Origin of the sequence: Pseudomonas sp. Marseille-Q5115, from assembly GCF_916618905.1 — a bacterium.
Taxonomy (GTDB): domain Bacteria; phylum Pseudomonadota; class Gammaproteobacteria; order Pseudomonadales; family Pseudomonadaceae; genus Aquipseudomonas; species Aquipseudomonas japonica_A.
In genome coordinates this window covers 823,929-847,502 of record NZ_CAKAKI010000001.1, presented here as the reverse complement: position 1 = coordinate 847,502, position 23,574 = coordinate 823,929, and the positions used below count along the sequence as shown (strand labels likewise).

General features: G+C 62.6%; 19 protein-coding genes and 5 tRNA genes. 5 read left to right on the top strand and 19 right to left on the bottom strand.

The features are described from left to right. Positions 1–12: 12 nt before the first annotated feature. The 8 genes from LG385_RS04035 to leuC form a co-directional block, all read right to left on the bottom strand. Positions 13–636 (bottom strand): phosphoribosylanthranilate isomerase, encoded by a 624-nt coding sequence (locus tag LG385_RS04035; RefSeq protein WP_181111662.1) that lies wholly within the window; start codon positions 634–636, stop codon positions 13–15. Positions 637–696: 60 nt separating this feature from the next. Then, a complete protein-coding gene (gene truA / locus LG385_RS04030) occupies positions 697–1,551 on the bottom strand; it encodes a tRNA pseudouridine(38-40) synthase TruA (protein WP_225772611.1) in 855 nt (284 codons plus the stop codon). A 73-nt stretch (positions 1,552–1,624) separates the two neighbouring features. After that, positions 1,625–4,234, bottom strand: coding sequence for a FimV/HubP family polar landmark protein (locus tag LG385_RS04025; RefSeq protein ID WP_225772609.1), 2,610 nt, complete (start codon positions 4,232–4,234; stop codon positions 1,625–1,627). Positions 4,235–4,309: 75 nt separating this feature from the next. After that, the gene (locus LG385_RS04020; RefSeq protein WP_225772606.1) at positions 4,310–5,311 is read right to left on the bottom strand and encodes an aspartate-semialdehyde dehydrogenase; all 1,002 of its coding nucleotides are present in this window, start codon (positions 5,309–5,311) and stop codon (positions 4,310–4,312) included. A 93-nt stretch (positions 5,312–5,404) separates the two neighbouring features. Next, entirely contained in the window at positions 5,405–6,517 is a 1,113-nt protein-coding gene (gene asd, locus LG385_RS04015) for an aspartate-semialdehyde dehydrogenase (RefSeq protein WP_225772604.1), read from the bottom strand. 65 nt (positions 6,518–6,582) lie between these two features. Then, a complete protein-coding gene (gene leuB, locus LG385_RS04010; protein ID WP_225772602.1) occupies positions 6,583–7,665 on the bottom strand; it encodes a 3-isopropylmalate dehydrogenase in 1,083 nt (360 codons plus the stop codon). 66 nt (positions 7,666–7,731) lie between these two features. After that, a complete protein-coding gene (gene leuD, locus LG385_RS04005; RefSeq protein WP_225772600.1) occupies positions 7,732–8,370 on the bottom strand; it encodes a 3-isopropylmalate dehydratase small subunit in 639 nt (212 codons plus the stop codon). Further along, positions 8,367–9,800, bottom strand: coding sequence for a 3-isopropylmalate dehydratase large subunit (gene leuC, locus LG385_RS04000; RefSeq protein WP_225772598.1), 1,434 nt, complete (start codon positions 9,798–9,800; stop codon positions 8,367–8,369). Before leuC ends, leuD begins: the two co-directional genes overlap by 4 nt. 164 nt (positions 9,801–9,964) lie before the next feature. On the opposite strand from leuC, the gene LG385_RS03995 reads away from it, so the two are divergent. Both LG385_RS03995 and LG385_RS03990 read left to right on the top strand, forming a co-directional pair. Next, the gene (locus tag LG385_RS03995) at positions 9,965–10,843 is read left to right on the top strand and encodes a LysR family transcriptional regulator (RefSeq protein ID WP_225772596.1); all 879 of its coding nucleotides are present in this window, start codon (positions 9,965–9,967) and stop codon (positions 10,841–10,843) included. A gap of 39 nt (positions 10,844–10,882) precedes the next feature. Continuing rightward, a complete protein-coding gene (locus LG385_RS03990; protein WP_225772594.1) occupies positions 10,883–13,792 on the top strand; it encodes an EAL domain-containing protein in 2,910 nt (969 codons plus the stop codon). 158 nt (positions 13,793–13,950) lie between these two features. Here LG385_RS03990 and LG385_RS03985 read toward each other — a convergent pair whose 3' ends face one another. From LG385_RS03985 to uvrB, 10 genes are all read right to left on the bottom strand, one after another. Then, positions 13,951–14,400 carry an Hsp20 family protein gene (locus LG385_RS03985; protein ID WP_181111652.1) on the bottom strand — a complete coding sequence of 150 codons (450 nt, stop codon included), beginning with the start codon at positions 14,398–14,400 and terminating at the stop codon, positions 13,951–13,953. Between the two features lie 112 nt (positions 14,401–14,512). Next, positions 14,513–15,472: a tRNA dihydrouridine synthase gene (locus LG385_RS03980; protein ID WP_225772592.1), complete on the bottom strand. Its 960-nt coding sequence runs from the start codon at positions 15,470–15,472 to the stop codon at positions 14,513–14,515. Between the two features lie 4 nt (positions 15,473–15,476). Further along, the gene (locus tag LG385_RS03975) at positions 15,477–15,929 is read right to left on the bottom strand and encodes an acyl-CoA thioesterase (RefSeq protein ID WP_225772590.1); all 453 of its coding nucleotides are present in this window, start codon (positions 15,927–15,929) and stop codon (positions 15,477–15,479) included. Positions 15,930–16,019: 90 nt separating this feature from the next. Continuing rightward, positions 16,020–16,095, bottom strand: a tRNA-Glu gene (locus LG385_RS03970). Between the two features lie 42 nt (positions 16,096–16,137). After that, positions 16,138–16,213, bottom strand: a tRNA-Ala gene (locus LG385_RS03965). Between the two features lie 47 nt (positions 16,214–16,260). Continuing rightward, positions 16,261–16,336, bottom strand: a tRNA-Glu gene (locus LG385_RS03960). Positions 16,337–16,403: 67 nt separating this feature from the next. Beyond that, positions 16,404–16,479 (bottom strand) — tRNA-Ala (locus LG385_RS03955). Positions 16,480–16,681: 202 nt separating this feature from the next. Beyond that, positions 16,682–18,163: a glutamate--tRNA ligase gene (gltX, locus tag LG385_RS03950; RefSeq protein WP_225772588.1), complete on the bottom strand. Its 1,482-nt coding sequence runs from the start codon at positions 18,161–18,163 to the stop codon at positions 16,682–16,684. Positions 18,164–18,323: 160 nt separating this feature from the next. Continuing rightward, positions 18,324–18,641 carry a DUF2845 domain-containing protein gene (locus tag LG385_RS03945; protein ID WP_225772586.1) on the bottom strand — a complete coding sequence of 106 codons (318 nt, stop codon included), beginning with the start codon at positions 18,639–18,641 and terminating at the stop codon, positions 18,324–18,326. Between the two features lie 36 nt (positions 18,642–18,677). Beyond that, complete coding sequence (gene uvrB / locus LG385_RS03940; RefSeq protein ID WP_225772583.1) at positions 18,678–20,693, bottom strand: excinuclease ABC subunit UvrB; 2,016 nt, start codon at positions 20,691–20,693, stop codon at positions 18,678–18,680. A gap of 248 nt (positions 20,694–20,941) precedes the next feature. Between uvrB and LG385_RS03935 the strand changes: the two genes are divergently transcribed. From LG385_RS03935 to LG385_RS03925, 3 genes are all read left to right on the top strand, one after another. Beyond that, on the top strand, positions 20,942–22,138 hold the full coding sequence (locus LG385_RS03935; RefSeq protein ID WP_225772581.1) for an amino acid aminotransferase: 1,197 nt from the start codon (positions 20,942–20,944) through the stop codon (positions 22,136–22,138). Positions 22,139–22,259: 121 nt separating this feature from the next. Beyond that, a tRNA-Asn gene (locus LG385_RS03930) sits at positions 22,260–22,335 on the top strand. A 294-nt stretch (positions 22,336–22,629) separates the two neighbouring features. Next, positions 22,630–23,007, top strand: a complete 378-nt coding sequence (locus tag LG385_RS03925) for a hypothetical protein (RefSeq protein WP_225772579.1) — start codon at positions 22,630–22,632, stop codon at positions 23,005–23,007. A gap of 3 nt (positions 23,008–23,010) precedes the next feature. Here the strand turns inward: LG385_RS03925 and LG385_RS03920 are convergent, their stop codons facing one another. Continuing rightward, the gene (locus LG385_RS03920) at positions 23,011–23,571 is read right to left on the bottom strand and encodes a DUF1285 domain-containing protein (RefSeq protein ID WP_225772577.1); all 561 of its coding nucleotides are present in this window, start codon (positions 23,569–23,571) and stop codon (positions 23,011–23,013) included. Positions 23,572–23,574 lie beyond the last annotated feature (3 nt).

The following is a 23,574-nucleotide window of genomic DNA, read 5'->3' as shown; positions in this document are numbered from 1 at the left end:
CGCCCGGCCAAGTCAACGCCAGGAACGCACAGCCTTGACGAATGCCTCCACGCGACGGGCGTCCTTTATCCCTTTGCTGCGCTCTACTCCGCCGCTTACGTCCACCCCGTACGGCCGCACCTGCTCTATGGCCTCGCTGACGTTTTCGGGGGTGAGCCCCCCGGCCAGGATGATGGGTTTGTCCAGCTCCGCCGGAACCAGCCCCCAGTCGAACGCCAGGCCGGTGCCGCCGGGTACGCCTTCCACGAAGGCATCGAGCAACAGGCCGCTGGCGCCCTTGTAGCGCCTGCACGCCTCGGCGATATCATCTTCGGGCCGAACCCTCAGGGCCTTGATATACGGGTGCCCGTAACGACCGCATTCCTCGGGTGTTTCGTCCCCGTGAAACTGCAGCAGGTCGAGGGCGACGGCGTCCAGTGTTTCGTTGATTTCACAGGCGCTGGCATTGACGAAGAGCCCCACCGTGGTCACGAAAGGGGGCAAGGCGTTGATGATTTCGCGCGCCTGGAGGACCGTAACCGCCCGGGGGCTGCGAGGGTAGAACACGAGGCCGATGGCGTCGGCACCGGCATGCGCCGCCACCAGAGCGTCTTCGACGCGGGTAATACCACAGATCTTGCTGCGAACGGCGGCCATCGGGCTACTACCTCAGCGCTTGCGGAAAGCCTGGCATGTTAGCAAAAGCACCTTGGGGCGTCAGCCTTCCAGGCCGCAGAAGCCTGTAAGGAAATGTGGCCCGAGATATCTCGACGGTATTTCATAGCTATCCGGATATTCCACGTGCACCAGGTAAAGCCCATAGGGGTGCGCCGTGACGCCGCCCTGGCGGCGCTCCCGCCCCTGCAGCACTTCTTCTGCCCAGGTGACGGGCTTCTGACCAGAGCCGATCGCCATCAGCACCCCGGCAAGGTTTCGCACCATGTGATGGAGAAACGCATTGGCGCGAACATCGATGACGATCATCTGTCCGTGACGGCTGATACGCAGGTGATGCATCTGCTTGATCGGGGACTTGGCCTGGCACTGGCTGGCGCGGAACGCGCTGAAGTCATGGGTGCCAAGCAACGGCTGCGCCGCTTGCGCCATACGCTCGACGTCCAGCGGACGATGGTTCCAGGTCACCTCATCGGCAAGGTGCGCCGGGCGAATAAGGTCGTTGTAGATGACGTAGCGGTAACGCCGGGACATCGCTTTGAAGCGGGCATGAAAGTCGCGTGGCATCGGCCGAGCCCAGGTCACGCTGATGTCGCTGGGCAATTCGGCGTTAGTGCCCATTACCCAGGCGCGCTCGGGTCGAACGGCCTGCGTATCGAAGTGCACGACCTGCCCGCAGGCATGCACCCCGGCATCCGTGCGCCCGGCACACATGACCGACACCGGGCAGGCCGCCACCTTGGAAAGCGCCCGCTCGAGGGTTTCCTGCACGCTGCGCACGCCGTCGGCCTGGCGTTGCCAGCCGTTATAGCGCGAGCCTTTGTATTCCACACCCAATGCAATGCGGGTGTAACCGTCGGCGGCAACTTCGTCCGCCGCGCTTTGGTAAATAGTCACTGCTTGAAACCCATATCCAGAAAAACGACAACGGCAGCCTGCGCGGCTGCCGTCGGGAGATAAACTACCGCGCTCAACTCAAGGCGGCGAGCATCTTGCGAGCTTCCTTCTGTTGCGCCACGTTACCTTCCTTGAGCACCTCATCGAGAATATCCCGGGCACCTTCGGCGTCCGACATTTCGATATAGGCACGGGCAAGGTCCAGCTTGGTGGTCACTTCATCCGAGTCGGCCAGGAAATCAAACTCATCCAGCCCTTCATCGGCGCCCTGGGCACTGTGCAGGCTATTGCCTGCCGACGCCTCGCTAAGGCTGCGCGACAGCTGGTCGAGCTGGGAATTGACATCGTTCACGTCGGCAGCGAAACGGTCCTGATCTTCTTTCTCGTCGTCGGACAGCGACAGGTCGAAATCCTCCAGCCGCTCATGCTCCGACGGCACAGCGGTATCGTCTGGCACTTCGTCAGGGAGGGGGTCAATGTCCAGCGGATCAACCTCGTGCAGTTCGTCCACGGGCGAAGGCGCAGGCTCATCGGGCGCTAGGTCCGGCTCGGCAGGCGGTGCCTCGGAGGCCTGCAAGGCGGTACGTTCACGTAGCAGCGATTCGAAATCCAGTTCGTCCCGTGGAACAGCGCGCACCGGGGCTTGCTCTGCTGCCGGGGACGGTTCCTCAGGGGCCGTTTCAATGCCATCCAGGCTCAGGTCAAAATCCGTGTCGAACACATCGCCGATAGGCTCGGGCGCGTTTGGCTCGTCCTGCAGCAGGTCCTTCACGTATTGGGCGTCCAGTTCCGCCGCCACTGCCGCAGCGCTCAAGCCAGCGGCGACTCCGGCCATCGCCGGGAAGCGCGCCTTGAGTTCATTGACCCGGGCGTGGTTGGCGCCCGTAGCCATCAGGCGCCGCTCCTGGGCCACAAACCCGTCGCGGTCGCCTTGATGAGCGAACACTTCCATGAGTTTGAGGCGCAGGTCGCTGCGGTCGGGCTCTGCCTCGATAGCGGCTTCCAGGATGTCGCCGGCCCGGGTGTAGCGGCCTTGCGCGATCTGATCGTCAGCCTGGGTAAGCGCATCGTCTGCAGCGGGCGCTACCACCAGCGAGGCAACCGTGGGCAGTTCATTTTTCGGTGGCGGGGTACTTGGCCGCTGGTACACCGGCGCCTCTGCGGCTTGGGCGGCAGCGGCCGATGCAGCAACCATCGCTGGCGTAAGGCGGACACTCGGCGCGGGGGTACCTAGCCCTTCGAAGCTGGTAGACGGGAGGTCGAAGTCCTCGGAGCGAAACTCCTGGGCCTCGGACAATTCACGCGCCATGCGCGCGTGGCGTTCGGATTCCTGCTGGGCCTTGCGCCGGCGCGCCAGCAGCCAGGCGGCCAGCAGTACCGCGGCGATAGCTAGCCCGGCAGCGGAACCAAGTACCCAAGGGTTGCTCGGGGCCTCCTCGGCCACAGGCTCGGCGACCACAGGCGGCACTGCCGCAGGATCGTTCGCGGCTGGTGCCGGTGCTGGCGTGGCGGAGCCTTCGGCGGGAGCCTCCTGGCTTTCGGGCGGCGGCGTAAGCTGGGCATTGATAGCCGGCTGGCCATCAGCCGGGGCGGTACCTTCCTGCGCGGCGCCCGGCTCGGCGGCGTTGGAAGCCGGGGTGCCCGAGGCCGCAGCCTCCAGGCGCGCCAATTGATCGCTCTTGAGTTGCAGCAGGCGCTGAGCCTTCTCCAACTGGCTTTGCAGGTCTGCCATGCGGCTCTGCAGCTCGCTGTTTTCCCGCTGCGCGCTGTCCAGGCTTTCCTGGGTCACCGCCAGTTTGTCTGACAGCACCTTGTTGTCACCGGCCAGGCCACGGGCGCGCTCGTTGGCCGCTTCCCCGGACACCAGCTTGAGGTTGTCGCCCTGCGCCGGCGCCGGGGCATTGCCGCGACCGTTGCCGCGCGTGGCATCGAGCTGCTGCGCACGAGGGCCCAACCGCCGCCCCTCGCGCCAGGCAGCGTTCTGCCGGGCCACTTCAGCGATGGCCTTTGGCTGCGGCAGGGCAGTAGCGTCGCTGTTATCCGGCAGGCGCAGCACCTGCCCCGCGCGCAGGCGGTTGATGTTGGCGTCCTGGAACGCGTCCGGGTTCATCGCCTGAATCGCAAGCATGGTCTGCTGTACCGAGGCCTGCTCACGGAAGCGCGCGGCAATTTCCCACAGCGTGTCGCGATTGGTGGTGGTGTATTCCCGGGCGTTCTCCGAAGCGGGCGCGGTGACCGCCGGCGTGGCAGGCGGCGCGGCGGCCTCTGCGGCTTGGGGGGAGAAGCGGGACGGGTCGACCAGCACGCTGTAGTCGCGCATCAGGCGGCCGCTGGGGTAGATCACTTGCACCAGGAATTTGAGCAGGGGCTCAGGCAAAGGCGAAGGGGACGTGACCTGAATCACGCTGCGCCCGCCCGCGTTGATCACCGGGGTAAAGCTCAACTGGTTCAGGAAGGCCTGGCGGTCCAGCCCGGCGCGCGCGAATTCTTCGGAGGAGGCAAGGCCCGGCACGATTTCCGGAGCGGTGAGCTGAGCGACATCACGCAGCTCGATTTCCGCGACAAGCGGCTGATTGGCCGCCGATTTCAACGTGAGCTCGCCCAGTTCCAGGGCTTGCGCCATACCCGATGACAGCGCGGTGGCAGCGGCTATCGCCAAGACCAGTTTGCGAACTTGAACCATGGCCAGATCCTTTTGTGCGTGCCGGACTCACATCGTGAACCAAGAAACTTTATGTAAAGTATTCCCAAGTATCTTTTAGGAAAGGCGTTTTATCAACAATTCCGCCAATTGCACCGCATTCAGTGCGGCCCCCTTGCGCACGTTATCCAGCGTCAGCCAGAGGTTCAGCTCGCAGGCGTCATCCAACCCGGTACGTACGCGGCCCACGTAGAGCACGTCCTGGCCCACGGCATCCCCTACTGTGGTCGGATAATCGTCGGTGCCCGTCCACTCCACGCCAGGTGCCGTTTCCAACGCGGCACACACGGCTTCAAGGTCCACAGGCGCGCTGGAGCGTACGCTCACGGCAAGGCTGTCACCGAAGAAAACCGGTGCCTGGATGCAGCTGATGGATGCTTTGAGTAAAGGCAGGCCGAGCAGTTCGCGCAATTCACGGTGCGCACGTTTTTCCAGCGCGAGGTGGCCAGCGGCATCGGGCTCGCCCACCTGGGGTAGCAGGTTGAAGGCCACCTGGCGGTCAAACACTCGCGGCTCCAACGGCCGGGCATTCAGCAGTTCGGTGGTTTGGCGCGCCAGCTCGCGGATGGCATCGCGCCCTTTGGAGGACATGGAGAGGCACGCGGTAACGTTCACCTGCTCTATTTCGAGCAACGGCATCAGCGGCGCCAGCGCCAGGGCAAGGCCCGTCGCCACGCTACCCGGGCTGGCGATCAACGCCGGCATGGCAACGTCTTCTGCGATGCCAGGGTTTACTTCTGGTACCACCACGGGCGTGCCCTGCCCTCCCGCCAGGTCGATTACCGTACAGCCCGCGGCTTTGGCCTTGCTCACATAGGCTTGGCTGACCGCTTCACCGGCGCAGAAGAACGCCAGCTTCACCTGCTGGAAGTCGAAGCCGTCCAGCGCTTTCACCCGCACGTTGCGCCCACGGAACGGCACCGACTGGGCCACCGATGCCTCGCTGCCCAGCAAGTACAGCTGGCCCAGCGGGAACTCACGCTCTTCGAGGATTTGTACCAGGGTTTCACCCACGGTACCCGTAGCGCCAACCACGGCGACATCGAAAGTGACGGACATTGCCTTTCCTTCAGCAGAGAAAACGAAAACGCGGCTGGCGCGGTGTTTCCGGAACAGGAAACATCACACCAGCCGCGAAGGGCCTTGCGCGTATCAGCGTTCCAGCAGGATACGCAGCATGCGGCGCAGCGGTTCGGCGGCGCCCCAGAGCAACTGGTCGCCCACGGTGAAAGCACCGAGGAACTGCGAACCCATGTTGAGCTTGCGCAGGCGGCCTACCGGCACGTTCAGCGTACCGGTCACCTGAGTAGGCGTGAGCTCGGCCATGCTGGCTTCGCGGTGGTTCGGCACCAGCTTCACCCATGGGTTGTGCTGGCTGATCATGCCTTCGATGTCGGCGATCGGCACGTCTTTGTTCAGCTTGATGGTGAGCGCCTGGCTGTGGCAGCGCATGGCACCGATGCGCACGCAGATACCGTCGACCGGAACGGGGTTCTTGAAGCGGCCGAGGATCTTGTTGGTCTCGGCCTGGCCTTTCCATTCCTCGCGGCTTTGCCCGTTTGGCAGTTCCTTGTCGATCCACGGGATCAGGCTGCCGGACAGGGGTACACCGAACTGCTCGGTAGGGAAGGCTTCGCCGCGCATGGCCTCGGCCACCTTGCGGTCGATGTCGAGGATGGCGCTGGCGGGGTTGGCCAGGTCATCGGCGACCGCGGCGTGGGTCGCGCCCATCTGGCGGATAAGCTCGCGCATGTTCTGCGCGCCTGCACCGGACGCCGCCTGATAGGTCATGGCGCTCATCCATTCCACCAGGCCCGCTTCGAACAAGCCGCCCAGGCCCATCAGCATCAGGCTGACGGTGCAATTGCCGCCCACATAGTTGCGGGTACCGGCATCGAGCTGCTGGTCGATCACCTTGCGGTTGACCGGGTCGAGCACGATCACGGCGTCATCCTGCATGCGCAAGGTGGACGCGGCGTCGATCCAGTAGCCCTGCCAGCCAGCCTCACGCAGCTTGGGGAACACTTCGCTGGTGTAGTCGCCACCCTGGCAGGTGAGGATGACGTCCAGGGTTTTCAGTTCCTCGATGCTGTACGCATCCTTGAGCGGCGCGACATCCTTGCCCACGGCAGGACCTTCACCGCCCACGTTGGAGGTAGTGAAAAATACCGGTTCGATCAGGTCGAAGTCCTGCTCTTCCAGCATCCGCTGCATGAGCACGGAACCGACCATACCGCGCCAACCGATCAGACCTACACGTTTCATCGCAACTACACCCTTGAAAAAAGTGGGTCGCCGCCCCTTGCAGACGGAGCGGCGGGCCCGAGAGATTACAGATTTCGCAGGGCCGCGACTACTGCGTCGCCCATTTCCTGCGTACCGACCTTCGTGCAGCCTTGCGACCAGATGTCGCCGGTGCGCACGCCCTGATCGAGCACCTTGCCGACTGCCGCTTCGATGGCTGCGGCCGCTTCGGTTTCGTTGAAGCTGTAACGCAGCATCATGGACACCGAGAGGATGGTGGCCAGCGGGTTGGCGATGCCCTGGCCCGCGATGTCTGGCGCGGAACCGTGGCAAGGCTCGTACATGCCCTTGTTGCGGGCATCCAGGGACGCCGAGGGCAGCATGCCGATGGAGCCGGTGAGCATGGACGCTTCGTCCGAGAGGATGTCGCCGAACATGTTGTCGGTGACCATCACATCGAACTGCTTGGGTGCCCGTACCAGCTGCATCGCGGCGTTGTCCACATACATGTGGCTCAACTCGACCTCAGGATAATCCTTCGCAAGGTCCTCGACCACCTCTCTCCACAGCTGGCTGGACGCAAGGACGTTGGCCTTGTCGACCGAGCACAGCTTTTTGCCGCGCACTTGTGCCATTTCAAAGCCCACTCGAGCGATACGGCGGATTTCGCTCTCGCTGTAGGGCAGCGTGTCGTAGGCCTGGCGCTCGCCGTTTTCCAGCTCCCGGGTGCCTCGAGGGGCGCCAAAGTAGATGCCACCGGTTAGCTCACGCACGATGAGAATATCCAGCCCGGCGACGATTTCCGGCTTGAGCGAGGAGGCATCGGCCAGTTGCGGATAGAGGATGGCCGGGCGCAGGTTGGCGAACAGGCCCAGTTGGGCGCGGATTTTCAGCAGGCCACGCTCCGGGCGAATGTCCCGCTCGATCTTGTCCCACTTCGGGCCGCCCACGGCACCCAACAACACGGCATCGGCCGCGCGGGCGCGCTCGAGGGTTTCGTCGGCCAGCGGTACGCCGTGGCGGTCGATGGCGGCGCCACCGATCACGTCTTCGGTCAGGCTCAGGTCGAGGTTGAAGCGCTCGTTGGCAACATTGAGCACCTTGACCGCCTCGGCCATGATTTCAGGACCGATGCCGTCGCCGGGGAGAATCAGGATCTGCTTGCTCATGCGTTCCTCTTCTTATGCAAAACGGCACCCCACGGGGTGCCGGTAAATGTGTGGCGCCTGGGGGGATCAGCGGAACAACCAGGGCTGCGCTGCCTTGAGCCGGGTTTCGAAGGCGCGGATAGCGTCGGCATCCTGCAGGGTCAGGCCGATGTCGTCCAGGCCATGCAGCAGGCAATGCTTGCGGAATTCGTCGATCTCGAAGCTGTACGCCTTGCCATCGGGACGGGTAACGGTTTGCGCGGCCAGGTCGATGGCCAGTTGGTAACCGGGCTCGGCCTCCACCTGACGGAACAGTTCATCCACGTCGCTGGCATCGAGAATGATCGGCAGCAGGCCATTCTTGAAGCTGTTGTTGAAGAAGATGTCCGCGAAGCTGGGGGCAACCACGCAGCGGAAGCCGTATTCGTCCAGCGCCCAAGGCGCGTGCTCACGGCTGGAGCCGCAACCGAAGTTTTCCCGGGCCAGCAATACACTGGCGCCCTGGTAGCGTGGATGGTTCAACACGAATTCGGTATTGAGCGGGCGCTTGGAATTGTCCTGGTAGGGCTGGCCCACATCCAGGTAGCGCCATTCATCGAACAGGTTGGGGCCGAACCCCGTGCGCTTGATCGACTTCAAGAATTGCTTGGGAATGATCTGGTCGGTGTCGACGTTGGCGCGATCCAGGGGCGCGGCAAGGCCGGTGTGCTGGGTGAAAGCTTTCATGCTGCGCTCTCCTGGGACAGTTCACGGACGTCTACGAAATGGCCGACCACAGCGGCGGCCGCGGCCATCGCCGGGCTTACCAGGTGGGTACGGCCACCAGCACCCTGGCGCCCTTCGAAGTTGCGGTTGGAGGTGGAAGCGCAGTGCTCGCCGGATTCCAGGCGGTCCGGGTTCATCGCCAGGCACATGGAGCAGCCCGGTTCGCGCCATTCAAAGCCCGCTTCGATGAAGATGCGGTCCAGCCCTTCCCGCTCGGCCTGAGCCTTCACCAGGCCAGAACCGGGCACCACGATCGCTTGCTTGATGGTGGCGGCGACCTTGCGGCCCTTGGCAACCTCAGCAGCGGCGCGCAGGTCTTCGATCCGCGAGTTGGTGCAGGAACCAATGAAAATACGGTCCAGGCGAATATCCGTGATCGGCTGGTTGGCACGCAGGCCCATGTACTTGAGGGCGCGCTCGATGGAGCCGCGTTTTACCAGATCCGCCTCGGCGGCCGGGTCTGGAACGGCCTGGTCCACCGCCAGCACCATTTCCGGAGACGTACCCCAGCTGACCTGCGGCTTGATCTCGGCGGCGTTCAAGCGCACCACCGTATCGAAATGGGCGTCGTCATCGGACTTCAGGCCCTGCCATTGGGCAACGGCTTTTTCCCAGTTATCGCCGCTCGGGGCGAACGGGCGACCTTTCACGTAGGCGATGGTCTTTTCGTCGCACGCCACCAGGCCCACACGGGCGCCGGCCTCGATGGACATGTTACAAATGGTCATGCGGCCTTCAACGGACAGGTCACGGATGGCGCTGCCCGCGAATTCGATGGCATGGCCATTACCGCCTGCGGTGCCGATCTTGCCGATCACCGCCAGCACGATGTCCTTGGCGGTAACACCGAACGGCAAGGTGCCCTCGACCAGTACCTGCATGTTTTTCATTTTCTTGGCCACCAGGCACTGGGTCGCGAGCACGTGCTCCACTTCCGAGGTGCCGATGCCATGGGCCAGCGCGCCGAACGCACCATGGGTGGAAGTGTGGGAGTCGCCGCATACCACGGTCATGCCCGGCAAGGTCGCGCCCTGCTCCGGGCCGATCACGTGAACGATGCCTTGGCGCTCGTCGTTCATCTTGAATTCGGTAATGCCGTATTCATCGCAGTTGTCGTCGAGGGTTTGCACCTGCAGGCGCGATACCTGGTCGGCGATGGCCTCGATGCCGCCCTTGCGCTCGGGGGTGGTCGGTACGTTGTGGTCGGGGGTAGCGACAATGCTGTCCACGCGCCACGGAGTACGGCCGGCCAGCCTTAGCCCTTCGAAAGCCTGGGGTGAGGTCACTTCGTGAACGATGTGGCGATCGATATAGATCAGCGCCGAGCCATCGTCCCGCTGCTTGACCAAATGAGCATCCCAAAGCTTGTCGTAAAGCGTTCTACCGGCCATCGATCGGTTCCTCGTCAGGCTATGACTTGTGGCAGTGGCATGGCGGCGTTTTGTCGCTGCTCGATTGAGGTGCCTCTGCTTGTGATAGAGATGCTATGGCGTTAGATTGAATAACTCAAATTCATAATTTTTATGTTCTGGATAACAACAAGGAATTTCACCGCGTGGATCTGGCAAACCTCAGCGCGTTTATCAGTGTGGCCGAAACCGGCAGCTTCTCTAATGCAGGCGAGCGCCTTCATCTCACCCAGCCGGCTATCAGCAAACGTATCGCCGGGCTGGAAGCCCAACTCAATACTCGGCTGTTCGATCGGCTGGGCCGCGAGGTGAGCCTGACCGAGGCCGGGCGGGCCCTGCTGCCACGGGCCTACCAGATTCTCAACGTGCTGGACGACACCCGTCGGGCCTTGAGCAACCTCAACGGCGAAGTCACCGGCCGGCTGACCCTGGCGACCAGCCATCACATTGGCCTGCACCGGCTGCCGCCCTTATTAAGGGCCTTCACTCGTCGCTATCCCAACGTGGCGCTGGATATCCAGTTTCTGGATTCCGAAGTGGCTTACGAGGAAATTCTCCATGGCCGAGCCGAACTGGCGGTGATCACCCTGGCACCCGAGCCGTATGGGCTGGTGAAGGCCGTGCAGATCTGGGACGACCCCTTGGACCTGGTAGCCGCGCCCGAGCATGCGCTGGCGCGCCAAAAACAGGTATCGCTGGAAGACATCGCCCGCCACCCGGCGGTGTTCCCGGGCGGCAACACCTTTACCCACCACATCGTTCGGCATTTGTTCCAGGAACAGGGGCTTACTCCCAACATCGCCATGAGTACCAACTACCTGGAAACGATCAAGATGATGGTGTCCATCGGGCTGGCCTGGAGCGTGCTGCCGCGCACCATGCTGGATGACCAGGTGACAAGGCTGTCACTTCCGGGCGTGCAGCTGAACCGCAAGCTAGGCTACATCGTGCATACGGAAAGAACGCTCTCGAACGCCGCGCGCGCGTTCATGGCATTACTGGAAGCAGAAACTGTCTCTGATTGACAGACACAGGCAATTGCCCGATCAAGGAAGCCCGGCCTCATGCCCAAGAGCCTCAAAGCACGTGCCCGTTTGCCGCGAATACAGGCGGCTGACCCTCGGGAAGCGGAAGCGTTGTGGGAAAGTGCATCGCAACTGCTCGCAGCGCTTAACGGCGCCCGGTTGGGCGCATGGTACTGGGACATCGAGGAAGGGGTGATCAACTGGTCCCGAAGCACCCAGGCCCTGTTCGGCTTCGACCCCCAGGTTCGGCTTGCACAGGATATCGACTACCTGGACCTGCTGCCCGAGGAAGACCAGGCCCGCACCCTGCAAGCCTTCGAGGCCGTGCTGCGCGGCGAACCGCTGGACCAGGCCATGCGCCACCGGATTCGCTGGCCGGACGGCAGCCTGCATTGGATAGAAATCAGCGGCAGCCTGGTCAGCGGCCGCGACGGCCGCCCGCACATGGTGGGTGTGGTACGTGAGATCACTCAACAGCGCGAGCGTGAAGCTGCGCTGATCGCGTCGGAAAAACGCTTCGCCACGCTGTTCCAGCTCAGCCCGAACGTGGTGATGCTCACCCGCCGCAGTGACGGGTTGATCTACGAAGTGAACCACCACTTTGAAAAGGTGCTCGGCTGGCCGGCCGACCAGGTGATCAACAAAACCACTGAGGAACTGGCGCTCTGGGCCGACCCACCGGAACGCACAGAGCTGATGCTGGCGACGCTTGCCAGCAACGAACCGATCATCACGCAAGTGCGCCTGCGCGCCGCTACCGGGCAATTGCGCCAAGGCATCCTCTGCAGCCAGAACATCGACCTGGACGGCCGCGCGTTCCTGCTCAGCACCTTCGTGGACACCAGCGACCGCATTCGCGCCGAAGAATTGCTCAAAGACAGCCAGGAACGCCTGGACCTGGCGCTGGAATCCGCCCGGCTCGGCACTTGGGACTGGCACATCCCCAGCGGCATGCTCTATGGCTCGCCGCGGGCCGCCCAACTGCACGGGCTGCCCGCCGCGCCCTTCCATCAAAGCTTTGCCGCGTTCTTCCGGCAGATCAATGCACAAGACCGCCGGGCCATGCGCCACCTGTATCGGCAACTGATCGCCGGGGGTGGCAGCGAGTATCAAATGACCTACCGCGTGGACGCAGGCCAAGGGGCTATCCGCTACCTGGAAACCCGCGCCCGGCTGCACCGCGATACAGACCACGCGCCCCTGCGCATGGCCGGCACGCTGCTGGACATCACCGACCAGGTGGAGCGAGAGCAACGGCTGCTGCATTCCGAAGATAAATTCGTGCGGCTGTTCCAGGCCAGCCCTTACCCGGTGTGTGTGAGCGAGCAGGCCACGGGCCGCTTCGTGGAAGCGAACCCTACGTTCTGCGAAACCTTCGGCTGGACCACAGGCGAAGTGATCGGGCGCACCGCCGAGGAGCTGGGGCTGTGGAGTGACGAGCATCAACAGGCGATGCTCAAGGAGGAGCTGAGGCGCTTCGCCCGCGTTCGCCATCGAGAAATCATCGCACGGCGCAAGACGGGCGAGCCCCTGATCCTCGAAATCACCCTGGAACCCATCACGCTCGACAACACCCCATGCATGCTGATGACAGCGCGCGATGTAAGCCAGCTCAAGAACGCCCAGGCGCAGATCCAGCACCTGGCTTACCACGACCCCCTCACCAACCTGGCCAACCGGGCGTTGCTGATGGACCGCATCAGCCAGCAAGTGACCCTGCTCAAGCGTTACAACCAGCGCGGCGCGCTGCTGTTCCTCGACCTCGACCATTTCAAACACATCAACGATTCGCTCGGGCACCCCGTGGGCGATACGGTGCTCAAGATTGTCACCGCCCGGCTGGAAGCCAGCGTGCGGCTGGAGGACACGGTGGCGCGGCTGGGTGGGGATGAGTTCGTGATCCTGGTGGGCGGGCTGGAAGGCAGCCGCAGCGAGGTCACCGCCGAGGTACGCGCCCTGGCCGATACGCTGCGCGAACTGCTGGCCGAGCCAATGTCGCTCGACGGCCATCGGCTACGCGTGACACCGAGCATCGGGATGGCGCTTATCCCGGACCACGGCACCAGCCCGGCGGACCTGTTAAAACGCGCGGACATCGCCCTCTATAGGGCCAAGGACTCGGGACGTAACACCGCGCAGATGTTTCATAGCGCCATGCAGAAAGCCGCCAGCGAGCGGCTGCGCATGGAAAACGACCTGCGCCTGGCCCTCAGCCGAGGCGAACTGCATTTGCATTTCCAGCCTCAGGTGGACGCGCGCGATAACCACATCATCGGTGCCGAGGTGCTGCTGCGCTGGATGCACCCGCAACTGGGGCAGCAATCGCCGGCGCAGTTCATTCAGGTGCTGGAAGAAAGCGGGCTGATCCTGGATGTGGGCAACTGGATACTGGACGAAGCCTGCGGCGCCTGCGCCAGGCTGCTGCAGGCCGGGTTGATCAGTGCCAGCGAATTCAGCCTGTGCGTGAACATCAGCCCGCGGCAATTCCGCCAAACCGATTTCGTCGCGCGCATCGAGCGCAGCCTCAGCCACAACCAGTTGCCGTGTAGCCTGCTCAAACTGGAAATCACCGAAGGCATCGTGATCCAGAACCTGGAGGACACCATCAGCAAGATGCGCGCGCTGAAAAAGCTGGGCGTGAGCTTTGCGATGGATGATTTCGGCACAGGGTACTCGTCCCTCACCTACCTCAAGCGGTTGCCGGTGGACACGTTGAAGATCGACCAGTCCTTCGTACGCGATTGCACCCACGACCCCAACGATGCCGAGATCATCCGCGCTATTGTGGCCATGGCCCGTAGCCTGGAGCTGACCGTGATTGCCGAAGGTGTGGAGCTGAGCGAGCAACTGGATTTCCTCGACCGGCTGGGGTGCCATTACTACCAAGGCTACTTGTACAGCCGCCCGGTGCCGCTGGAGCAATTCAAGGAGCTACTGGTGGGCGCGTAGGAGCAGGCGAAGCCTGCGAACAGGGCCCGCTGGGTATCGTGGCCTACCTGTTCCCGGTTTCCGCCTACGGCTCCAACCAGTCCTACAGTCACCATGCGCCAGCCAATAAAAAAGGGGCGCCCCACCAGGCGCCCCTTTTCACTTCTCGCGTCGAGCGATCAATGTTCCAGCACAGGCTGCGTACCACCGATCGGGATGCGTTTTGGCTTGGCCTCTTCCGGCACTACACGCAGCAGGTCAATGTTCAGCAAGCCATTCTGCAGGCCGGCCGCCTTGACCTCGATATGGTCCGCCAGGCGGAAGGACAGCTTGAAGGCCCGCTGGGCGATGCCCTGGTGCAGGTAGGTGATGCTGCTGGTGTCGCCCTCGCGGTTCTTCCCGCCGGTGACAGTCAGCACGCCTTTCTCGACCTGCAGGTCGAGGTCCTGCTCCTGGAAGCCTGCCGCGGCCACGACGATGCGGTATTCGTTATCGCCATGCTTCTCGACGTTGTAGGGTGGGTAGGTGCTACCCGACTCATTGCGCAACGCCGATTCGAACAGATCGTTGAAACGATCGAAGCCAACGGAATGACGGAACAGTGGTGCCAAGGAAAATGCAGTGCTCATGACGATCTCCTGAGATTTCAGCGAGTAGTTGATTCCGCGACCCGACTTCGGCATCGCGTACCTAACAGATAGGGGCTCGCTTAACGCTTTCAAGACCGTTCGTCGGCTTTTTTTACGCAGCTACAGGCGCCTCGAGGCCAAGCATTTCGCTGATGCGCGTGCAATTGGTCTCCTGCCGAAGGGCCGTGAACAGCTCTACCGCGCCCGGATAGCTGCGGGTGAGCATGGCCACCCATTGCTTCAACCGGCCTGGGGCATAACGGGGCGAAAGCTTGGCGGTGGCCTGCAGCCAGAAGTCTTGCAGCAGGGGCAGCAGGTCGTCCCACGTCATGGGCACTACCGCCTTGCCTTGCGCCGCTGCGGCGATCTGCAAGGCCAGATCGGGCCGGGACACCAGCCCGCGCCCCAGCATGAAGTGCTGCGCGCCGCTGACTTCACGGCAGCGCTGCCAATCCTCTACGGTCCAGATTTCGCCATTGGCATACACCGGCACCTTTACCACATCCTGCACCCGCGCCACCCATTCCCAATGGGCCGGAGGCTTGTAGCCTTCCAGCTTGGTACGGGCATGCACCACGATGCGCTCCGCGCCACCATCGGCCAACGCGCGAGCGCAGTCCATGGCGCTGGAGGGGCTGGCGTAACCCAGGCGCATTTTCGCTGTGACGGGAATGTGCGAGGGGGTGCTGCGGCGCACTTCGCTGACGATCGCGTGCAACAACTCGGGCTCGTTGAGCAACACAGCGCCCCCGCGAGAGCGATTCACCGTTTTGGCCGGGCAACCGAAATTCAGGTCGATCACCGGCGCGCCCAGCTCGCTGGCCACGGCAGCGCTGTCGCCTAGCAGCACAGGATCAGAGCCCAGCAGCTGAACGTGCAACGGCGTACCAGCGCGGGTCTGGCTGCCATGGGACAACTCGGGCGCCAGCTTGAGGAAGGACGACGGCGGGAGGGCGCGGTCCGAGACGCGAATAAACTCGGTCACGCACCAGTCGATGCCGCCCACACGGGTGAGCACGTCGCGCAGGATGTTATCGACCAGCCCTTCCATAGGCGCCAGGGCGAGTTGCATAGGTTCAGTTCTCAGGTGTGGCAGGGGCCGGCTGGATGGCACAGCCATAGCCGTCGATGAATTCGCTCGGCATGCGCTTGGGGCGACCAGTCGATAGCTCGATGCATACGAAGGTGGTTTGTGCACGCAACAGCGTAGCGCCGTCGGAAGGGCGAATGAGCTGGAAACGGCGGTTCATCTTCAGGCGCTGGTCCCAGTCGATGATCCAGGTGCCCATTACCAGTTCGTCTTCTTCGTAAGCGGCGGCCAGGTAGTCGATTTCGTGACGCAATACAGCCATGGCGCGATCCAGCCGGCGGTATTCGACAAGGTCCAGGCCAAGATAGCCCGAATGCCGCCAGGCACAGCGCTCGAGCCAGGTAACGTAGACGGCGTTGTTGGCGTGGCCGAGCCCGTCGATATCGTCGGCGCTGACACGGAGGTCGAGGGTGAAGGGTGACGGCAGATCCCAGTTCATATGCTCTCCTGCGCTCACCATAGGGCCGGAAAAACAAAAGGCCCATTCAATAATCGAATGAGCCTTGATTCCCGGAGATCGGGGTAAACGTGGCGTCCCCTAGGGGACTCGAACCCCTGTTACCGCCGTGAAAGGGCGGTGTCCTAGGCCACTAGACGAAGGGGACGCAAACCTTCGAGCAGGCCTGCCGTAGCAGGCCCTGGCAAATTGGTGGAGCTAGACGGGATCGAACCGTCGACCTCTTGCATGCCATGCAAGCGCTCTCCCAGCTGAGCTATAGCCCCGATTTTACGCCTGGCGGCGTGTACCGCCGAAGCGATACAGGTGAAAATGGCGTCCCCTAGGGGACTCGAACCCCTGTTACCGCCGTGAAAGGGCGGTGTCCTAGGCCACTAGACGAAGGGGACAGACCTTCTTTCCGGCCGGTCTGGTAACCGGCCTGCCCGAGGTTTACAACACCTGGGGCGAGGAATTTGGTGGAGCTAGACGGGATCGAACCGTCGACCTCTTGCATGCCATGCAAGCGCTCTCCCAGCTGAGCTATAGCCCCACAGCGCGGCGCTTTGTTTCAGCACCATGTCGTGGACGGGGCGCATATTAAGACGACACCCCTACCCTGTCAAACTAATTTTCAGAATTTTTTAAAAAATTATTCCCGGCATTCAAAGGGTTAGGGCCTGCGCCTCGAATTTACGGGGTAAAGGGGCCGCAAGCGCAGCGCCCTTCCCTTCCGTGGTCGCAAGCCCAGGCCGTCAGCCAATGTCAGCCAGCAGCTTTTCCCATTCCTTGTTTTCTTTCTTCGATACGCCACCCAGCAGGTCCAGCGCCTGGCGCAAGCGGTAGCGTGTGAGGTCCGGGCCGAGGATTTCCATGGCGTCCAGCACCGACACCGAGCTCGCTTGGCCGGTGATGCTGGCGAACATCAGCGGCATGGCATCGCGCAGCTTGAGCTGCAGCGCGTCTACTACGGCCTGGATGCAGGCGGTGATACGGTCCTTCTCCCACTGGCGCAGGCTTTCCAGCTTCCAGAGGATGAGCTGGATCACTTGGCGAACCTGATCCGGAGTCAGCTTCTTGGAAGCAAACAGGGCGGGATCCGGTCGCACGCCGCCCTCGAAGAAGAAACCACCCAGGGGCGCGACCTGGCTGAAGGTTTCGACCCGGCCTTGTACCAGCGGTGCGATCTTCATCAGGTAATCCTGATTGAAGGCCCATTTGCGCACGCGCGCGGCGAACTCTTCGACCGGCAACTCGCGCAGCCATTGGCCATTGAGCCAGGACAGTTTCTCGATATCGAAGATCGGCCCGCCTAGCGATACGCGGGACAGGTCGAAATGCTCGACCATTTCGTCGAGGGAGAACTTCTCACGCTCGTCCGGCATGGACCAGCCCATGCGCCCCAGGTAATTGAGCATAGCTTCAGGCATGAAGCCCATGCGCTCGTAAAAAGTGACGGAGGTGGGGTTCTTGCGCTTGGAAAGCTTGGACTTGTCCGGGTTGCGCAGCAACGGCATGTAGCACAGCTGCGGCTGCTCCCAGCCGAAGTACTCGTACAGCTTCATCAGCTTGGGCGCGGAGGGCAGCCACTCCTCGCCACGCAGCACGTGGGTGATGCCCATGAGGTGATCGTCCACCACGTTGGCGAGGAAGTAGGTGGGCAGGCCGTCGGTCTTGATCAGCACCTGCATGTCCATGCGATCCCACGGGATTTCCACGTCGCCACGGAGCATGTCCGGCACTACGCACACGCCTTCGCTCGGCACCTTCATGCGGATCACATGAGGCTCGCCTGCGGCCAGGCGGCGCTGCACTTCTTCCGCGGACAGCAACAGGGCACGGCCGTCATAGCGCGGGGTTTCGCCACGGGCCATTTGCTCGGCGCGCATCTGGTCCAGCTCTTCGGCTGAGCAGAAGCACGGGAAGGCATGGCCGGCGTCTACCAGCTGCTGGGCGTAGTGCTTGTAAATCTCGCCACGCTCGCTTTGACGGTACGGGCCGTGCGGGCCACCGACGTCCGGCCCCTCGCTCCATTCGATACCGAGCCAGCGCAAGGCATCGAAGATCTGCTGTTCGGATTCGCGGGTAGAACGTAGCTGGTCGGTGTCCTCGATCCGCAGGATGAATTCACCGCCGTGCTTTTTGGCGAAGCAATAGTTGAACAGGGCGATGTACGCCGTGCCAACGTGGGGGTCGCCAGTGGGCGAAGGCGCGATTCGGGTGCGAACGGTGCTCATGGAGGGCTCTCGGACAGGACAGTACAAAGCAGGGAATGGTAGCAGGCTGGGCGGGTGGCCCCAAGGGGATACAGAAACGCGAACGCCGGCCGATCAGCCTATCCCGTGGGAAGCGGCGGGGCCGGCCATCCGGCGCAGCTCGCGAAGAGGTCAGGCCAGATTAAAGAAGGTTACCGTCAGGCGCTTCCCGGCGGGTATCCACGCGTATCAGCACGTCATTCTGGAAGCGCCAGTACTTCCAGGCGCCGCCGTTGGGGCCGTATACCAGTACATCGGTTTTGGTCGCGCCTTTTCGCGGCACCCCGTTTGGGCACAACGCGGGGGGCTGGCTGGCCTGCGCCGCGGGTGGCCCGCAGCGGCTCAGCACTTCATCCAGCCTGGCGCCAGGATTGATCAGTTCCCTGCCGCAGCGGGTGCTCGCTTGGGCAGGGGGGATACAGGCAAGCGCCACCATCCCTATCGCTACGAGTTTGATCATATCGGCTCCTTCGACCCCTGCCAGCGCACCCGCAGGTTACACCGCCAGCAACCGCTCGCGCAGCTTGCCGATTTCATCGCGGGTTTGCGCGGCAGCTTCGAACTCCAGGTCTCGGGCGAACTGGAGCATCTTCTCTTCCAGCTGGCGGATGCGTTTGTTGATCTCGCTCGGGCTACGCAGCTCGGCTTCGTACTTGGCGCTTTCCTCGGCGGCCTTGGCCATGCCTTTGCGCTTCTTGCTCTTGCCACCGGGGATGTTGGCGCCTTCGAGGATGTCGGCGATGTCGCGCACAACCCCCTTGGGCACGATGCCGTTGGCTTCGTTGAAGGCGATCTGTTTTTCCCGTCGCCGTTCGGTTTCGTTGATGGCCCGTTCCATGGAGCCGGTCATGTTGTCGGCATAGAGGATCGCCCGGCCGTTGAGGTTACGCGCGGCGCGGCCGATGGTCTGGATCAGCGAGCGCTCCGAGCGCAGGAAGCCTTCCTTGTCGGCATCGAGGATGGCCACCAGGGCCACCTCCGGCATGTCCAGGCCCTCGCGCAGCAGGTTGATCCCTACCAGCACATCGAAGGTGCCCAGGCGCAGGTCGCGGATGATCTCCACCCGCTCCACCGTGTCGATGTCCGAGTGCAGGTAGCGCACCCGCACGTCGTGGTCGGCGAGGTAGTCCGTGAGGTCCTCGGACATGCGCTTGGTGAGCGTGGTGACCAGTACCCGCTGATCCAGCGCCACGCGCTTGCGGATTTCGGAAAGCAGGTCGTCCACCTGAGTAGAGGCCGGGCGGATTTCGATCTGCGGGTCTACCAGGCCGGTGGGGCGAACCACCTGCTCCACCACCCTGCCGGCGTGCTCCTGCTCATACGGGCCGGGCGTAGCGGAGACGAAAATGGTCTGCGGCATGATCGCCTCCCATTCCTCGAACCGCATGGGGCGGTTATCCAGCGCGGAAGGCAGGCGGAAGCCGTACTCCACAAGGGTCTCCTTGCGTGACCGGTCACCCTTGTACATCGCCCCGACCTGCGGAACGCTCACGTGGGATTCGTCGATCACCAGCAGCGCTTCAGGCGGCAGGTAGTCGTACAACGTGGGCGGCGCCGCGCCGGCGGGCCGACCGGAGAGGTAGCGGGAATAGTTTTCGATGCCGTTGCAGTAGCCCAGCTCCAGCATCATCTCCAGGTCGAACCGGGTGCGTTGCTCCAGCCGCTGGGCTTCTACCAGCTTGTTGGCGCCGCGCAGGTATTCCAGCCGCTCTTCCAGCTCCACCTTGATCTTTTCGATGGCCCCGACGATGGTTTCCCGAGGGGTTACATAGTGGGTTTTCGGGTAGAGGGTATAGCGCGGCAGGCGCTGGATGATCTCACCGGTGAGCGGGTCGAAGGACGAGATATTTTCGATTTCGTCGTCGAACAGCTCGATGCGGATGGCTTCGAGGTCGGATTCGGCCGGGAACACGTCGATCACGTCGCCGCGCACGCGGAAGGTGGCGCGGGCGAAGTCCATTTCGTTGCGGGTGTATTGCAACTCGGCCAGCCGCCGCAGCAGCTCGCGCTGGTCGAAGCGGTCACCCCGGTCCAGGTGCAGCACCATGCGCAGGTAGGTTTCCGGGCTACCCAGGCCGTAGATGCACGAGACCGTGGTCACAATGATCGCGTCCTTGCGCTCCAGCAACGCCTTGGTTGCCGATAGCCGCATCTGTTCGATGTGGTCGTTGATCGAGGCATCCTTCTCGATGAAGGTGTCCGACGACGGCACGTAGGCCTCGGGCTGGTAGTAGTCGTAGTAGGAAACGAAGTATTCCACGGCATTGTTCGGGAAGAATGCCTTGAACTCGCCGTAAAGCTGCGCCGCCAATGTTTTGTTGGGCGCCAGTACCAGCGTAGGGCGTTTTATCTGCGCGATCACATTGGCAATGCTGAAGGTTTTGCCCGACCCGGTCACACCCAGCAGCGTCTGATGAGCGAGGCCTGCATCGATGCCTTCCACCAATTGGCGAATGGCTTCAGGCTGGTCGCCAGCGGGCTTGTATTGGGTCACAAGCTGGAATTCGGACATGGGCTACCTCAATCGCCCCGCAGGGCTGTATCCATAAACAGTACTGGGGTGCTATCCAAGTCGTCAAATCGCGTTACACACAACTGAAGGGTAAGGCACGACTCCCAGTGTTAACGGGTGTAAAAAAAAACGAACAAATCGGACACTAGCTGTCGCGAACATGCGCAACCCTCTCTATACTCATCGACCGTTGGCGCACCGCGTTGGTGCGGATTTTTTCACTCTCCTCTACAGAGCCACGGTCCCTAATGAGCCTGTTTTCCGCTGTTGAATTGGCGCCCCGCGATCCTATCCTCGGCCTCAACGAAGCCTTCAATGCCGACCCCCGGCCTGAAAAGGTCAACCTGGGTGTAGGCGTTTACTACAACGAAGAAGGCAAGATCCCGCTGCTTCGCGCGGTCATCGAAGCGGAGCAGGCACGGGTTGCCCAACATGCCGCCCGTGGTTACCTGCCGATCGACGGCATCGCCGCCTATGACAAGGCCGTGCAAACCTTGCTGTTCGGTGCCGAGTCGCCGTTGCTGGCCGAAGGCCGTGTGGTCACCGTGCAGGCCGTAGGTGGCACCGGCGCGCTCAAGCTGGGTGCCGACTTCATCAAGCGCCTGCGCCCCGAGGCGGTAGTGGCAATCAGCGATCCAAGCTGGGAAAACCATCGCGCCCTGTTTGAAACCGCCGGCTTCCCGGTACGCGAATATCGCTACTATGATGCGACCAGCCATGGGGTGAACCGTTCCGGCCTGCTGGAGGACCTGAACGCGCTGCCAAGCGGCTCGGTAGTGGTACTGCATGCGTGCTGCCATAACCCGACCGGGGTAGACCTTACCCGTGAAGACTGGCAACAGGTGCTGGACGTGGTTCGCGCCAAGGGCCATGTGCCGTTCCTGGACATCGCTTACCAGGGCTTCGGCGACGGTATCCCCGAGGACGCTGAAGCAGTACGGTTGTTTGCCGAGGCAGGCCTCACCTTCTTCGTGTCCAGCTCGTTCTCCAAGTCCTTCTCGCTGTACGGCGAGCGCGTGGGCGCGCTGTCGATGGTCACCGCTTCGAAAGACGAGAGCACCCGCGTGCTATCGCAAATCAAACGAGTGATCCGCACCAACTACTCCAACCCGCCTACCCATGGCGCGATGATCGTGGCCACCGTGCTCAACAGCCCGGAGCTGCGGGCCATGTGGGAAGCGGAACTGGCAGAAATGCGCAGCCGTATCCGCGACATGCGCGTGGGCATGGTGGATCGCCTGGCTGCCTCGGGCGCCGCGCAGGACTTCAGCTTCATCAAGCAACAGCGCGGGATGTTCTCCTACTCGGGCCTGACCACTGCACAAGTGCATCGCCTGCGTAACGAGTTCGGCATCTATGCCCTGGACACCGGCCGCATCTGCGCCGCGGCGCTTAACCAGAGCAACCTGGGCGCCGTGACCGAGGCGATCATCAAGGTGTTGTAACGCCTTCAATGCTCCGCGTGTAGGAGTCGGCGCAGCCGGCGAACCGGTTCCGACTCCTACACACCCCGGCTTCAGGCAACGTTGACTTCCTCAACGTTATCAGTAAGATAGCCACCGTTGTTCCGCGATAGCTCAGTCGGTAGAGCAAATGACTGTTAATCATTGGGTCCCTGGTTCGAGTCCAGGTCGCGGAGCCAAACAATAGTTCAAAGGCTGCCGTGCTCGCCTTTGAATCTCAAAAACCCGCCCTTCGTGGCGGGTTTTTTCGTTGCGAGTAGCGGAGTCATCGATGTAGCGGCGGCGCGACCCCGTAAAAGGAATCGAAAACGCTACCGGCCTCGCGAAAACACTACTGAAACGCGGTTTTCCAACGAAAACGTTAACGGACCGCCGCGTTTTTCTGTTGTGCACTGCCCCTCAGGCGGGAATCATAAGCCAGGCCGCGCCAACCGCGGCGCATGCCTTGCCCGCTCACACAACAGGAGCCTTTCATGAAACGTATCGGTATTTCCGCCCTGCTCGCCCTTGCCTGCCTCGCCGGCACGGCGCAAGCCGCTGGCCCCGCCACTACGGCGAACACCGCCAGCGGCCCTGTACTGGCCGACAGTAAAGGCCAGGTGCTGTACACCTACGACCAGGACATGACCGGCATGTCCATGTGCAATGACAAATGCGTGGAAAACTGGCCGGCGTTCGTGGCCGAGGATGGCGCCAAGGCCGAAGGCGACTGGTCGCTGGTGAAGCGCGACGATGGCCGCCAGCAATGGGCGTACAAAGACAAGCCGCTGTATACCTGGAAGAACGACGCCAAGCCAGGCGAGGCCGGTGGCGATAACAAGGGCGGGGTATGGCACGTGGCCAAGCCCTGACGGTTACGGGGCTTCGCCGAGAGAATAGAACTCGCCGTCGCTCCATACCCCCAGCAGGCGCTGGCCATTCACCTCTCGGGTAATGGCCAGGTCCACCAACTGGTAGAACACGTTGCGGTGGATCAAGGCTTCGAGGTTGCCCCGCACCATGATGTAAGGTGCCGGTTCGCCGGTAACGCCGTCGGTGATCACCCGCAATGGGTGCTCGGGCCCAGCTGTAAAACGGTTTTCGACGTTATCGGTAAAGTGCAGGCGTTGCTGCTCGCCTTCCCCTTCAGCCTCAAGGATGACCGCCACAAAGGGCGCGTCTTCCACGGTAATCCCGACTTTCTCCACCGGGGTCACCAGGAACCATTTGTCCTCATCCCGTCGCAGAATGGTCGAGAACAGCCGAACCATCGGTTTGCGCCCGATCGGCGTACTCAGGTAATACCAGGTGCCATCGCGGGCGATGCGCATGTCGATGTCGCCGCAAAAGGCCGGGTTCCACAAATGAACCGGGGGCAGCCCCTTCGCCTTGGGAATTTGACCCAACAAATCATTGACCGTTGCCGCGCCGCTCATGGC